The 15,144-nt window shown below is 45.6% G+C and carries 6 protein-coding genes; 3 read left to right on the top strand and 3 right to left on the bottom strand.

What is annotated here, in order from left to right:
• Positions 1–146 precede the first annotated feature (146 nt).
• From IEY67_RS03120 to mfd, 3 genes are read right to left on the bottom strand one after another with little or no spacing between them, the layout of a single operon-like run.
• Positions 147–2,750: a beta-mannosidase gene (locus IEY67_RS03120; protein ID WP_183669690.1), complete on the bottom strand. Its 2,604-nt coding sequence runs from the start codon at positions 2,748–2,750 to the stop codon at positions 147–149.
• 42 nt (positions 2,751–2,792) lie between these two features.
• Positions 2,793–4,694, bottom strand: a complete 1,902-nt coding sequence (locus IEY67_RS03125; RefSeq protein ID WP_183669692.1) for an AMP-dependent synthetase/ligase — start codon at positions 4,692–4,694, stop codon at positions 2,793–2,795.
• Between the two features lie 12 nt (positions 4,695–4,706).
• Positions 4,707–8,054 carry a transcription-repair coupling factor gene (gene mfd, locus IEY67_RS03130; protein ID WP_183669694.1) on the bottom strand — a complete coding sequence of 1,116 codons (3,348 nt, stop codon included), beginning with the start codon at positions 8,052–8,054 and terminating at the stop codon, positions 4,707–4,709.
• 230 nt (positions 8,055–8,284) lie between these two features.
• On the opposite strand from mfd, the gene IEY67_RS03135 reads away from it, so the two are divergent.
• From IEY67_RS03135 to IEY67_RS03145, 3 genes are all read left to right on the top strand, one after another.
• Positions 8,285–9,022, top strand: coding sequence for a polyprenol monophosphomannose synthase (locus IEY67_RS03135; protein WP_183669696.1), 738 nt, complete (start codon positions 8,285–8,287; stop codon positions 9,020–9,022).
• A gap of 4 nt (positions 9,023–9,026) precedes the next feature.
• Positions 9,027–11,807: a polysaccharide lyase family 8 super-sandwich domain-containing protein gene (locus IEY67_RS03140; protein WP_183669698.1), complete on the top strand. Its 2,781-nt coding sequence runs from the start codon at positions 9,027–9,029 to the stop codon at positions 11,805–11,807.
• A gap of 130 nt (positions 11,808–11,937) precedes the next feature.
• Entirely contained in the window at positions 11,938–15,096 is a 3,159-nt protein-coding gene (locus IEY67_RS03145; RefSeq protein ID WP_183669700.1) for a glycosyl hydrolase, read from the top strand.
• Positions 15,097–15,144 lie beyond the last annotated feature (48 nt).

The following is a 15,144-nucleotide window of genomic DNA, read 5'->3' on the forward strand; positions in this document are numbered from 1 at the left end:
ACTAACGTTATTCCTTCTCGGATAATGCAGTTGGCAAAGGTACTATTTTTCCCGGTTGAAGCCGTGTAAGCCTTATTAATAATATTTAATCAAGGTGGATGATAATGAAGGGTGAGGACCCTGATTATCCAATCAGGGTCCTTCCTTTAGTTATAAGCATCCACAATACTTTGGTATTTCAACTGTTTGTCGAATGAATCCTTATCTAGTTCGGTAGTGACATGGATTGTTACCGGTTCATTGGGTAATAAATCGAAATAGTTGTCGGAGAAGAAGTTGTCGATGCCGTCGATACTTAAGAATACGGCACGGGCAAAAACATCGCTTTGAACCGTTACATCGAAACCGTCACCAGCAGGAACGGAAGTCATCTGTATATCTGCTTTCGGGAAATCGATATCTTTATAACGGGTAAAGAAGTAGTTGTTGGAGATCACTTCGCTTTCTTTACCATTTTCGGTGAAACGGGCGTTTACTACGACTTCGTTCAGGTTCTTACCATCCACCAAGCTTTCTATCGGGGCGGAGAACTGAATCTTGCTCGTATTGGCAGGTAATGTGATATTGCTGTTCTTTGTAAATAACACAGAACCTTTCAGATCCATTACGCGAATATCCAGTTTCCCTTTAACTGCTTTCAAGCGGTCGGATATTACCCATACATTTAATATACCATCTTCTGCGATTGGAGATACCAAAATGTCGCGGAAAGCTTTTTTCGTGAAATAATGCTGCGCTTTCCAACGTCCGTAATAATCACGGCTGGACCAGGAAGCGACAGGCCAACAGTCATTATGCTGCCAGAACAGAGACCCCATATTATAAGGCATCATGCGTCGGTGAGCTTCCATAGCAGTCTTCATCGCATCTCCCTGGAGCAGGATACTCATATAAAGTGTACTGGGGAAATCTTTCGGTTTACGATATTCTTCCAAAGTGATGTTTTCGATACGTGAATTAGCAATCTGTCCGCCACGCTGGTGCGCCATCATCACATCCGAATAAATATCGTGGTCACGTTCTTCCGGTGCATATTTCAGTACAGATTGATATTCAGGGAAAGACTGGAAGCCGTACTCTGAGAAGAAACGAGCTTTCACTTTGTTGAAGTGCGCAACAGAATCGACACCTTGCCATACCCCCCAGTAATGGGCATCACCATTCGGGTTCCAGTTCGGTTTACCGCTTTCGCATTTGGCATCCGGATCACCACCGTAAGGCGAAGACGGCCAATAGAAAATAGTAGGGTCATATGCTTTTACCACATCAGCCAGAATACCATTGAACAACTTTTTGGTGTCGTTTCGTAGCTGTTCTGTTACACCGTATTGATCGAACTTTTTCATCCAACCCCAGTTGAACCAAGCTGTGTGGATTTCATTATTTCCGCACCAGATTGCCAGACTTGGATGGTTGCGCAGACGAATCACATTATCGATTGCTTCCTGGCGGATATTCTCCTCCAAATCCGGTGTCAGCGGATAAACGCTGCAAGCGAACATGAAATCTTGCCAAACCAGAATACCGTGTTTATCACAAAGATCGTAGAAGAGGTCTTCTTCATAGATACCGCCTCCCCATACACGAAGCATGTTCATGTTGGCATTGACCGCATCCATAACTGTCGTTTCATACTGTTCGGCGGTAACACGTGGCAGGAAGTTATCCTGGGGAATATAGTTGGCACCTTTCATGAATACCGGTACACCGTTCAGTTCGAAGTAGAACGTATGGCCGTCTTTGTCCGGCTTATTAATGACACGGATACTGCGGATACCGATATTTGTAGTATTGCTGTCGGCAACCTTATTATCCATGCTGATAGTTGCAGTGAACGGATACAAGTGAGCTTCACCCAAACCGTTCGACCACCAGAGTTTCGGGTTATTAACGGTCAGATCGGTTTCTATAACGTTGATACCTTTTTTCACCTGTGCCTTTTTCGTCCAGGTATTTTTGATACCGTCAGCTTTGATGTTCAGCGTAATTTCACCGTCTTTATCCGCTACGACCTGTACACGGGTTTTGATATCGGCACGTTTGGCGGTTACGTTTGTCTGGTCATAAAAGATATTGTCAATGCGTGCATTATTCCATCCGACCAGATAGACGGGGCGCCAGATACCGCTGGTGACGATGCGGGGTCCCCAGTCCCAACCATAATGATAACCGGCTTTACGGGCAAAGATGCTTACCTTTTTATCGAAGATGCCACCGTTTTCCGATTGGTCGTTGCCAGCCTCGACGGGGAACTTTAAGGCTTCGAACTTGGGTAGGTCTACTTTGATGGGTGAATGGAAATAGACACGAAGTTCGTTATCTTCCTTTTTCAACAGGTTCTTTACGTTTACCGTCCATTCACGGAACATATTGTCGGCTTTGAGGATACACGAGTCGTTCAGATAGACGTCCGCATACGTGTCCAGTCCTTTGAAATCCAGTTCAATGTTGTCTTTGTTGAAGATATCCGGGGATACATTCAATGTTGTTTTATATTCCCAGTCTTCTTTGTCTATCCATTGAATACTCCGCTCATTCAGACGAAAAAACGGGTCTTCGATGATCTTGTTATCCATCAGGTCGGTTTGAACGACACCTGGTACGGTTGCCGGATACCAGTTATTACCGCGGACCTGTTTAAAGGTCCAACCTTTATCGATGTTTTGTTTAGCGACGCCATCTGCCAGGGCCGGAGTGGTCGTAGCCAAAGCGGCAAGGGCGACAGCGGATAATACAGTTTTGTAACGCATAATTATTGTGTTTAGTGATTTATTTGGATTTAGCAATGTCGTTTATAATGACTTTAAGTTTTCGGTATTTACCGGATTCTTACCTTCCGGTGTGTACAGATGGTCGATTCGGGCAGTATATGCCTTTTCTACTTTGCCGCGTACGATTTTCATCGTACTGTTCACCATGCCGTTCTGTTCGGTGAACGGTTCGGGCAGGACGGCAAATGTCGTCGGCAACCACCGGTCGGGGAACATAGATGCCAGGTCACCACCTTTACGGAACCGGTCGATCTGTTTCTGTATGATACGGATTGCTTCTTCTTTTCCTTTTTCAGTACTCAGGTCGAGTTGCAGATGTGCCAGATGTCTTTTCAGATGCTCTTTATTCGGAACCAGGAGTGCCACCGTATAAGGATTCTGGTTGTTGTAAAGCAGGAGCTGGTCGATACAGGATGAGTGTTCGACCAAAGCCTCTTCGATGCCTTCCGGACTGTATTTCTCTCCGTCGCTACCGATCAGCAAACTTTTGAAACGGCCTAATACATATAATAAACCATCTTTTCCCATATAGCCCATATCCCCGGTATAGAGCCAACCATCCCTAATGGTCTCGGAGGTAGACACCGGATTCTTCCAATAACCTGCCATCACATTTTCACCCCGGATAACGATCTCCCCCTTTTCACCGGTAGGAAGTTCTTTTCCATCCTGGTCGCATATCTTCAAGTCTAGTGGCTGAACCAATATACCGCTACTACCGAACCGGTGATGACGCGGACCGTTAGTTGAAATAACAGGGGTCGCTTCACTTAATCCGTATCCCTGATACATCGGTAGTCCGATGGCATAATAAAATTTTTGCAGGTCCTTATCCAACAGGGCACCGCCGCCGATAAAGAATTTCAGTTCACCTCCGAAATTTTCGCGAACCTTGGAAAAGATGATGCTGTCGAACAGATTGACTAGCGGTTTTAGCAAGAACTTCCAGCCACGTCCTTTGTCATCGCCTCCGTCACCGTTATAGGTATAGGCAACGTCCAGTCCCATATGGAACAGGCGGTTGACCATATTACCCTGGGCACGGATACCCTGTTCGATATTTTTCTTGAAGTTCTTGGCAAGGGCCGGAACACTCAATATTAAGTATGGCTTGAACTCTTTGATATTTACAGGTATATTTTTCAATGTCTCCATACCTGTTTTTCCAACCTGTACGGTAGCAACCGAAGCCCCTTTATACATAAATATATAGAAGCCTACTACGTGGGCAAAACAATGATCGAGCGGAAGGATGACCAGCGTGCGCCAGGTATCGTCGATATCCACACAGGTAAGAGATTGCTCCACATTTGCCGTGTAATTGCGATGGGTGAGAATGACGCCCTTCGGGTCGGCAGTCGTTCCCGAAGTATAGGTGATTGTGGCGTAATCGTCATTGGTCAGCGATTGCCCGATAGCCAGGAACTCGTCTAACGGATGTGTACCGAGATATTTTTTTCCCATCTCTATTATTTTAGACAGGGATATTTCCTTTTCCTGATATTCTTGTTGTTCGTCGAAGATGATGATCTGTTGAAGTAACGGTAGTTTGTCGACGATGGAACGGATTTTTTTCAGTTGGTTGCCGGAAACCATGATATATTTCACATCGGCATGTGTCAGACGGAACAGCAGGTCGTTGGCCTCTTCCAGTTTGATGGAGAGGGGAACATTGGTAGCTCCGGCATAGAACATGGCTAACTCACCGATGATCCAGGCGTTGCGACCTTCACTGAGGAGGGCCATGTTATCGCCTTTTTTTACTCCAAGGGCAACCAGTCCGGCTCCCAGTGTGTAAACCTGTTCCTTAACCTGTATATAGGTGGTAGACTCGAATTTGTCTGTTGTCTTCTCCCATAAAAACGGGTTGTCGGGATATAATTTCACCGAGTTTTCAAAAAGGTCTACCAATGTTCTTCTCATGACATCTTCATTTTATGATTTTTCTATTTCTTCTACTAATGCGCAGGCGGTTTCTACTGTACGGACATTCTTTATCACGATACTGCGCTTACCATTCTGATCGCGGAGGTTACATTCACGTGGATGTTTCTGTATAAAGGCGAGCAACTTGTCGAAAGCCTCGCTCTGATAATACGGACTATCCGGATTATTGATCAGGAAGATGCTTATCTGCCCCTTCTTCAGAACCAGTTTTTCCATGCCCAGCCTCTTCGCCATCCGGCGAAGACGAACGATGCGGATCAACTCTTTACCTTCTTTCGGGATCTTTCCGAAACGGTCTTTCAGACGTTCCGTGAAAGCAAGTATCTCCCGTTCCTCTTCCATATTATCCAGTTCACGATACAAGGAAATACGTTCCGAGTCGTTTGGAATATAAGTAGGTGGGAACATTAGTTCCAGATCGCTTTCAATATAAGTTTCGCGGACATATTCACTACCCGAGTCACGTTTACCTTCATCCGAGTCAGCATACAGGTCGGCAAACTCTTCGCTTTTGAGTTCATCGACTGCTTCTTCCAGGATTTTCTGATAAGTTTCGTATCCGAGGTCGGCGATGAAACCGCTTTGTTCGGCCCCCAGCATATTACCCGCCCCACGAATGTCGAGGTCCTGCATGGCGATATGGATACCGCTTCCCAGTTCGGAAAAATTCTCGATTGCCTGCAAACGGCGGCGTGCTTCTTGTGTCAATGAGGACAAGGGGGGGGAGAGCAGGTAACAGAATGCCTTGCGGTTGCTTCGTCCTACACGTCCGCGCAATTGATGCAAGTCGGATAATCCGAACTGTTGTGCGTTGTTGATGATGATGGTGTTGGCATTCGGTACGTCGATACCGCTTTCCACGATGCTGGTAGCGATTAACACGTCATACTCGTAATTGACGAAGTCGAGAATGATCTTTTCCAGTTTCTCCGGTTCCATCTGTCCGTGTCCGACTGCCACGCGGGCGTCGGGTACTTCCCGGCGGACCAGCGTCTCTATTTCATAAATGTTCTGAATGCGGTTATTGATAAAGAATACCTGTCCGTTACGGCTCATCTCGAAATTGATGGCCTCGCGGATGATATCCGGGTTGAAACGTTCCACTTCTGTCTGCACCGGATAACGGTTAGGCGGGGGAGTAGTGATGCTGCTCAGGTCGCGGGCGCCCATCAATGAGAACTGTAATGTCCGCGGAATAGGTGTTGCCGTCATTGTCAGCGTATCTACATTCACCTTCATCTGACGGAGCTTCTCTTTAACGGATACACCGAATTTTTGCTCTTCATCGATAATAAGCAATCCCAGGTCCTTGAACTTGACATCTTTACTGACGATACGGTGCGTACCGATCAGAATGTTCACCTGTCCGTCGGCCACGTCTTTCAGAGTTGCCTTGATCTGTGCCGCAGTTCTTGCCCGGCTGATATAATCGATCCGGCAGGGAAAATCTTTCAAACGTTCAGAGAAAGTCTGGAAATGCTGGAAGGCAAGTACTGTCGTCGGAACCAATACTGCCACCTGCTTATTATCGGATACGGCTTTGAAAGCCGCGCGTATCGCTACCTCGGTCTTTCCGAAACCTACGTCACCGCAGATCAGACGGTCCATCGGGCGGGAACTTTCCATATCCTCTTTTACTTCGCCGGTCGCCTTCATCTGGTCGGGCGTATCTTCGTAGATGAAGCTCGCTTCCAGTTCATGTTGCATAAAACTGTCCGGAGAGTAGGAGAAACCTTTTTCCTGTTTGCGTTGGGAATAAAGGAGGATCAGGTCGCGGGCTATGTCCTTGACTTTCTTCTTGGTCTTTTCCTTCATCTTTTCCCAGGCACCGGTTCCCAGTTTGTTCAGCTTGGGCGGCTCGCCGCTATCTTTCCCTTTATATTTGGATAGTTTGTGCAGTGAGTGTATGCTGACGAAGATAATATCGTTGTTCTGATAGATCAACTTGATCACTTCCTGTATCTTGCCGTTCACTTCGGTACGTACCAGACCGCCGAACTGTCCGACACCGTGGTCAATATGCACGATATAATCGCCGGTAGTGAATTGGTTCAACTCTTTTAACGACAAAGTGATCTTTCCGCTCCGTGCCTTTTCACTTTTGAGATTGAACTTATGGAAGCGGTCGAACAGCTGGTGATCCGTAAAAAGACAGATGCGCAATGTATCGTCCGCAAACCCTTCGTGTACTGTCTTGTTGACCGAAGTGAAAGGGATGTTTTCCCCCCGGTCTTCAAAGATGGCACGGATACGTGTTGCCTGCTTTTCTACGTCGCTTAATATATATAATGTATAGCCGTTCTCCAGATAATTCCGGAAAGACTCGCTCACCATGTCGAAATTTTTATGGTAAATAGGCTGTGCCTGTGTACTGAACGTAAGCGTTGTATCTGCTACTCCGGTCGGACGCATTCCGAAATGCATTCGGCGGAAGTTCAGTGCTGCTCGCAGGAAATCATCTCCGGTAACCAGTTTTGCACGCATCTTACTGATATCGCTGAACGATTCTTCATCGCCGATAACCGGTTCTTCATTCCACAGGCTATCGATACGCTCTTTGGTCCATGCCAGGTCTTTCGTTGCGAGTATCGTTTTCGGAGGCAGGGAGTCCAGTAATAAGGTATTTGTCCGGTTACTCTTGTTCATTTCCGGTACGATATAGATACTCTCCAGTTTCTCTTTGGATAACTGCGTCTCTACATCGAACGTACGGATCGTTTCCACCTCGCTCCCGAAGAAGTCTATACGGTAAGGAAATTCGTAAGAAAAAGAGAACACGTCCAGGATACTACCGCGTATGGCATACTGTCCCGGCTCATAGACATAATCAACCTGCTCGAAACCATATTCGTCCAGTACATCGGAAACGAACATATTATCCAGTTTTTCCCTGACACTGATCTTCAGTGTATTCTGTTTCAGGTCTTCACGTGAAATCACTTTTTCAGCCAGTGCGTCGGGATAGGAGACAATCACGAACGGTGCTTCAGGGTCCTGAAGTACGCTGAGCACCTCCGTACGAAGTATTTCGTTTGCCGGGTCGATATGCCCGTATTTGATTGCACGCCGATAAGCGGATGGGAAAAAATAAATATCATTGCTTCCGGTCAGTTGCATCAGGTCATGATAGAAATAACCGGCTTCTTCCTGATCGTTAAGCACGCACACATAGCTCCCCCTTCTTTTTAAAAAAAGAGAAGCGATCATCATTGCAGCGCCCGAACCGTTCAACCCTTTGAGGAATATATTGTTTGACGTATTACCGTTCAAAAGGGTATCTAATGCGGTTATTTGTGGATGGGCGGCAAATATCTTAAGTAATTCTTGTACCTCCATTAAAATAGTTGACAGTTGACAAGTGACAGTTGACAGATACAAGTGTCACCGTAATGTTTCACAAAGGTAGACTTTTTGTTCAAAATAATATAGACTAATAAGTTTAAATCAACTAAAATATGTACCTTCGCGTTTAAGTTGATAATCGATTGATGATAGTCCGGCGGATCTTGCTGTCTAAAGACTGTCAACTGTCAGCTGTCAACTGTCAACTAATTATAAAGGAGATTATGTCAGACAGTATTGTTATTATTCCTACCTACAACGAAAAAGAGAATGTTGAGAATATTATCCGTGCGGTGTTTGGGTTGGAGAAAGAATTTCATATTTTGATTATAGATGACGGCTCACCTGACGGAACAGCAGATATTGTTAAACGTTTGCAAAAAGAGTTTCCCGAACGTCTTTTCATAGTGGAAAGACAGGGTAAGTTAGGATTGGGCACTGCTTACATTTGTGGTTTTAAGTGGGCTATCGAGCATAAATACGATTTTGTATTCGAGATGGATGCCGACTTTAGCCATAACCCGAACGATCTTCCGAAATTATATGCAGCCTGTACGGAACAGGGGGGAGATGTAGCTATCGGTTCACGTTACAGCAATGGAGTAAACGTGGTGAACTGGCCGTTAGGACGTGTGCTGATGTCTTATTATGCCTCCGTCTATGTCCGTTTTGTTACGGGGATGAAGATTCAGGATACGACTGCCGGTTTCAAATGTTATCGCCGGGAAGTGCTTGAAACGATCGATCTCGATCATATTCATTTCAAAGGATATGCTTTTCAGATAGAGATGAAGTTTACAGCTTATAAGTGCGGCTTTAAATTGGTGGAAGTACCTATCATCTTTATTAACCGTGTGTTGGGAACATCGAAGATGAATTCGTCTATTTTCGGAGAAGCTTTGTTCGGCGTGCTTAAACTGAAGTGGTGGAGCTTTTTCCGTACTTATCCGCAGAAGAAGTGAAATCATGAGACTCCTTACAAACACATTCTTGTTAGCCGCATTCTTGTTTTTGTCTGTGAAAGTGTTCTCGCAGACACCGCAGGATGAACTAGAGCAGATCCGACAGAATTATACGCGGTCGTTGATCGATTCCAATAATGACTCCGATTTGTTGAATCGCATACTGGCAGGTATTCCACCGGAGACAGAGATGTCCGATCAGGTAGTCGTGGAGTTACATCAACGTTATCCCTTTAATCTGGATAAGATCAAGGAGTATATGGATGACATCAATGAAGACGGTTCGTGGCCGGATATCGATTATAACGATACCAAGCGTTCGGGTTGGGATGCCAAAAAACATGCAGACCGTATATTGGAGCTGGCTAAACTATATCATGCCGAGGGGCCTTCCTGTACCTGGTCGCCCCGTTTCTCTACGGTGATCCATCAGGCGCTCGATTATTGGTTTCGCACGAAGCCTGTTTGTAAGAACTGGTGGTATAACGAGATAGGTATTCCTAAGACATTCGGGCCTGCTTTTCTTTTGCTTCGTACGCAGATGCGGCCTGATGAACTGAAAGAAGCGGTGAAAGTAATGGATAACGCCCGTTTCGGTATGACCGGACAGAATAAGGTTTGGTTAGCAGGGAATGTGTTGATGAAAGGGTTGCTGTTGGATGATTACGATCTGGTGAAAGCTGCCCGCGATACAATTATGTCCGAGATAACGACCGGACGTGAGGAAGGTATTAAAAGCGATTGGAGTTTTCATCAGCACGGACCGCAGCAGCAGTTCGGTAATTACGGACTGGCCTATCTGGGAGAAATGAGTTTTTACTCGGAACTGTTTGCCGGGACCTCATTTGCCTTGAATGCCGAACAACAAGCAATATTGAATAATCTATTGACGGAAGGTTACCGCTGGATCATCTGGCGGGGATATATGGATGTGAATGCACTCGACCGCCAGTTATTCCATAATGCGCCTATCCATAAAGCACTTGCGATCGGAAATGCGGCAAATTCGCTCAAGAAAGGAAGTGCGCCTGCTGATGTGGAAAAGCTGGATGCTTTCCTGAACGATAATTTTCCGCCTCAATCTTCGGATGGAGCGGTATTCACCGGACAAAAACATTTTTGGGATTCGGATCAGACGGTCCACCGTGCACCGGCATGGATGGCTTCAGTAAAGATGGCATCCCAACGGGTGATCGGAACCGAATTGGTGAATGAAGATAACCTGAAAGGTTTCTATATGGGTGACGGTGCTACTTATATTTACCGGCATGGAGACGAATATCTGAATGTATTTCCTTTTTGGGACTGGCGTAAGATACCCGGAATCACTTCTTACGAAAGCGATGCTCCGGTACCAAGTCCCCGTTCGTATGGTGCACATACCCGCAATGAAAGTTCTTTTGTCGGTGGCGTAACGGATGGACATACAGGCATGACCGCAATGGTTTTAAACCGTGATGGAGTTCATGCCCGCAAAGCCTGGATTATGACGGACGATTATGTTTTGTGTCTGGGTGCGGGAATAAAAACAGACAGTACATTGAGCTTAACGACTTCGATCGATCAACGGAAGAAAAGGGGAGAACTTTTCTATCTGGAAAATAACCGTTGGAACACGGTGAACGGTACCTTTACAGCAACCGGAAAAGCGTTACGTTTTTACCATGACAGTACAGGATATATCCTGATGCAACCGTCGAATAGCGTATCGATCTCTGAAAAACGTTCCGGAAGTTGGTCTGATTTTATGGGATCGTATACACCGCAAACAGTAGAAGGAGAGGTCGTTTCTCTATATATCTGTCATCCGAAGGAATCTCCGGCTTCTTATCAATATCTTATCTTGCCTGCAGTTTCGGCTGACCGGACAGCCTCTTTCTGTACGGATGATATCCGGGTGCTTTCTAACGATGAGAATATGCAGGCTGTCGGGATAGATAACTGTTTTTATATTACCGCTTATCAGGCAGGAAATATCCGTTTAGCGGATGATATGCTACTGGAAATACAAACTCTGGGTATCTATATGCTCTCTGTTGAGAACGGTGCGATCCGTGTTGAGGCAAGTGATCCGACACATATGCAATCCTCTTTATCTTTGAAGATCAATGACTATGCTTTGAAGATCATGCAACCGGCCGGTCAGGTGTCCGGTCAGAGCATATCTATTACTCCTGTCATCAGTGCTCCATTGGTAAAACATATTTCGGTGGACGGCAAGAAAGATGATTGGGCTCAGATCCCTGTTGCCGTATCCGGGTTGATCGCTCCGTGGGATGGAGCTGTGAAAGATCAGACGACATTCTCTGTCTGCCACGATCGGAAGAATTTATATTTCATCTATGAAGTATCCGACTCTACCATTATATATAATAATGAAAAGACCGAGGCTTCGGTCGGTAGCAGCGATCGTATCGAGTTCTTCTTCAGTAAGGATACTACTATGACTGATTACTATTGTGCAGAGATCGACCCGCATGGAAAGGTCATGGACTATCACGCCAAGTTCTACCGCAAATTTAATTTCGACTGGAATTTTAAAGGATTGAAACTCGGAACGTATGTCGGTAAAAATACCTATATCGTAGAAGGCTCCATCCCTTTGAAAACCCTGGAAGATATGGGAGTGATCTCACCGGAAGGAGAGATGTGTTTTGGTGTGTACCGTGCCGATTATTACGGACCGGAAGAAGAACAAGTCATCTGGTCATCCTGGATTATTCCGGATGCTGCTGATCCGGATTTCCATATCCCTTCTTCCCTGGGTGTATTGAAATTGAGATAGACAGTAACAGGTTCATGCTCGTCTTTATCATAATTGAAATATATATTGTCATTTTTGTAAGTTCCCGAGAGGTATAGATGGTGTATTTTTGCTCGCATAAACTTCATTGTAATAGCTAAATTTATGTATTATGGCGAAAATAACACACTTATTACCTGTATGTTTTCTTTCTTGTTTGAGTTTCCTGTCATGCGATGATAAGACGGAAGCGTCGGGCAGTTATAATTCTTTTGCGAGTATCGAACAAGGTTTCCGATCGATTCCTGATAGTGTACAGATCGGTGTTTACTGGTATTGGATCTCCGACAATATCTCTAAAGAAGGAGTAGAGCGGGATCTGGAGGCAATGAAAATTGCTGGTATCAATCGTGCATTTATCGGAAATATCGGTATCAATGAACTTGAGTATGGTAAAAATAAATTATTAAGTCCCGAATGGTGGGAGATCACGCATGCCGCATTGAAGAAAGCGACGGAGCTGAATATTGAAATAGGTATTTTCAATAGCCCGGGATGGAGCCAGTCCGGCGGTCCGTGGGTAAAAAGTAATCAGGCCATGCGTTATCTGACCTCTTCCGATACGATCGTTTCCGGACCGAAACGTATGCAACTGACTTTACCTTCCGTAGGAAAAGATGAAGAGGAGGTTTGTGTGATCGCTTATCCGGCATCCGAGAAACCGGCAATCGAGAAAAGCTGGACTATAACGAAGAAATCCGGACAAGCCTCTTCTTCCGAATTAAATCTGGGTAAGGATGAAACGGTCCGTACACTGGTTTATCAGGTGAACACTCCTTTCAAAACATCTGCTAAACTGTGGGTAAAGAAGGATGGTAAAGAAGAACTGGTAAGACAATTTACGATCGACCGTAGCAATCCGGCATTGAATGTCGGTTTTGATCCTTATGCTCCGGTCGTTATCTCTCTCCCTGAAATTACAGCTTCACAATTCCGTCTGGAAATGTCTGAGGAAGGTGGAGCCAGTGGCCAGGTAACGCTTTCTTCTGCTCCGATGGTAGAACGTTACCCTGAAAAGTCGTTGGCTAAGATGTTCCAGACCCCGCTGCCTATGTGGGATGATTATCTGTGGGAAAAACAACCGGCTGTTAGTAATGCCTCATTACTGGTATCGCCGGATGATATTAAAAATCTGACAGCCAACTCGAAGAATGGCGTATTGGATTGGGAAGTTCCGGAAGGCAACTGGGTAATCCGCCGAATGGTTATGTTACCGACAGGTGTGACGAACTCCCCGGCTGCTCCCGAAGCAACCGGTCCTGAGATCGACAAGATGAGTAAAAAACATGTCGCGTTCCATTTCGATGCCTTTATCGGTGAGATATTGAAACGTATCCCTGAAGCTGACCGTAAGACATTTAAAGTGGTTGTTCAGGATAGCTATGAAACCGGAGGACAAAACTGGACGGACGATATGATCGACGTTTTCAAAGAACGTTACGGATATGATCCCGTTCCGTATCTGCCTGTATTGAATGGAGTAGTGGTTGGAAATCCTGATATCTCTGACCGTTTCCTCTGGGATTTACGTCGTTTGGTATCCGACCGTGTTTCTTACGATTATGTAGGTGGCTTGCGTGATGTTTGCCATCAGCATGGATTGACTACCTGGCTGGAGAATTACGGTCATTGGGGTTATCCGGGCGAATTCCTGCAATATGGCGGCCAATCCGACGAGATTGCAGGTGAATTCTGGAGTGAAGGTTCTTTGGGTGATATCGAAAACAGAGCAGCTTCTTCTTGTGGACATATTTATGGCAAACGGCGTATTTGGGCTGAATCGTTCACCAGCGGAGGACCGGCATTCAGCCGTTATCCTTACCTGATGAAACAACGTGGAGACCGTTTCTTTACGGAAGGTATAAACAGTACGTTGTTACATGTGTTCATTCATCAGCCGTATGAAGACCGTGAGCCGGGAATGGCAGCTTGGTTCGGTAATGAATTTAACCGGAAGAATACCTGGTTCAGCCAGATCGATGTGTTCATCAACTATCTGAAGAGATGTAATTTCATGTTGCAAGAAGGCGATTATGTAGCCGATGTTGCTTATTTTATCGGAGAAGATGCTCCGAAGATGACAGGTGTCTGTACACCTGCACTTCCTGCTGGTTACTCATTCGATTATATCAATGGAGAAGTATTGTTAGAGCGGGCATCCGTGAAAGACGGTCGGATCGTTTTACCGAGCGGAATGAAATATAGTCTGCTGGTCTTACCGCAACTGGAAACAATGCGTCCTGAAGTATTGAGAAAGATAAAAGAATTATTGTTGGCTGGAGCTTCTATCATGGGGCCGGCACCGAAATATTCACCGAGTCTGAGTAACTACCCTGCAGCCGATCAGGAAATACAGGCATTAGCTGCAGAACTTTGGGGTGACCAGACCGAGTCTGTTCGTACAATAGGAAAAGGCCGTTTGTTTATGCCGGCCAACTCTTTGCAACCTGTACTGGATGCTTTGCAGGTAAAACCTGATATGCACGTGGATTCCGATAGTCCGATCCTGTTTATCCACCGAACGACGGATGAAGGCGATATTTATTTCATCTCGAATCAGAGTGAGAAGCCGGTTGATGTACGTCCGTCTTTCCGCGTAGCAGGAAAATTGCCGGAACTGTGGAATCCGCTGACTGCTGAGATACGCCGTTTACCAGAGTTCACATGTGCCGATGGAGTAACGACTGTTCCGATTCATCTGGAAGGAAACGAAAGTTCATTCATTATTTTCCGTAAGAAAGGAACTCCGCAGGAAACGACAGCCCGCAATTATCCGCGCAAAGAAATTGTAGCAACGGTTACTACTCCCTGGCAGGTAGATTTTGAAAAAGGGAAAAGAGGACCGGAAAAGACTGTTCTTTTCCCAGAGTTGCAAGACTGGATAACTAATACAGATCCTTCGATCCGTTACTTCTCCGGAACAGCAGTCTACACGAACCGTATCACGCTGGATGAGTTACCGCAAAAGGCTCTTTACCTGGATCTGGGAAAAGTCATGGTAATGGCAAAAGTAAAGATCAACGGGCAATATGTAGGTGGCGTATGGACGACTCCTTACCGCTTACCTGTAAGCGATTATTTACGCAAAGGAGAGAATGTGATAGAAGTGGAGGTTGTAAACAACTGGCGTAACCGTTTGATCGGTGACGATGCGTTGCCTGAAAAGGAACGCGCTACCTGGGCAAATCTGAATTTCTGGAAAGCCGATTCGCCTTTGCAATCGTCAGGTCTGATGGGACCGGTGGAGATTCAGGCTTATTCTTATGAATAACTGCTCCCGCTTGTCTTGTTTTTGAATAGAATCTTGTACATTTGTAAC

It is taken from the genome of Parabacteroides faecis (genome assembly GCF_014647375.1).
GTDB classification, from domain to species: Bacteria; Bacteroidota; Bacteroidia; order Bacteroidales; family Tannerellaceae; genus Parabacteroides; species Parabacteroides faecis.

Coding starts and splice junctions, on each gene's coding strand:
- IEY67_RS03145 (WP_183669700.1), top strand. CDS start 11,938: ATGGCGAAAATAACACACTTATTACCTGTATGTTTTCTTTCTTGTTTG.
- mfd (WP_183669694.1), bottom strand. CDS start 8,054: ATGGAGGTACAAGAATTACTTAAGATATTTGCCGCCCATCCACAAATA.
- IEY67_RS03125 (WP_183669692.1), bottom strand. CDS start 4,694: ATGAGAAGAACATTGGTAGACCTTTTTGAAAACTCGGTGAAATTATAT.
- IEY67_RS03135 (WP_183669696.1), top strand. CDS start 8,285: ATGTCAGACAGTATTGTTATTATTCCTACCTACAACGAAAAAGAGAAT.
- IEY67_RS03140 (WP_183669698.1), top strand. CDS start 9,027: ATGAGACTCCTTACAAACACATTCTTGTTAGCCGCATTCTTGTTTTTG.
- IEY67_RS03120 (WP_183669690.1), bottom strand. CDS start 2,750: ATGCGTTACAAAACTGTATTATCCGCTGTCGCCCTTGCCGCTTTGGCT.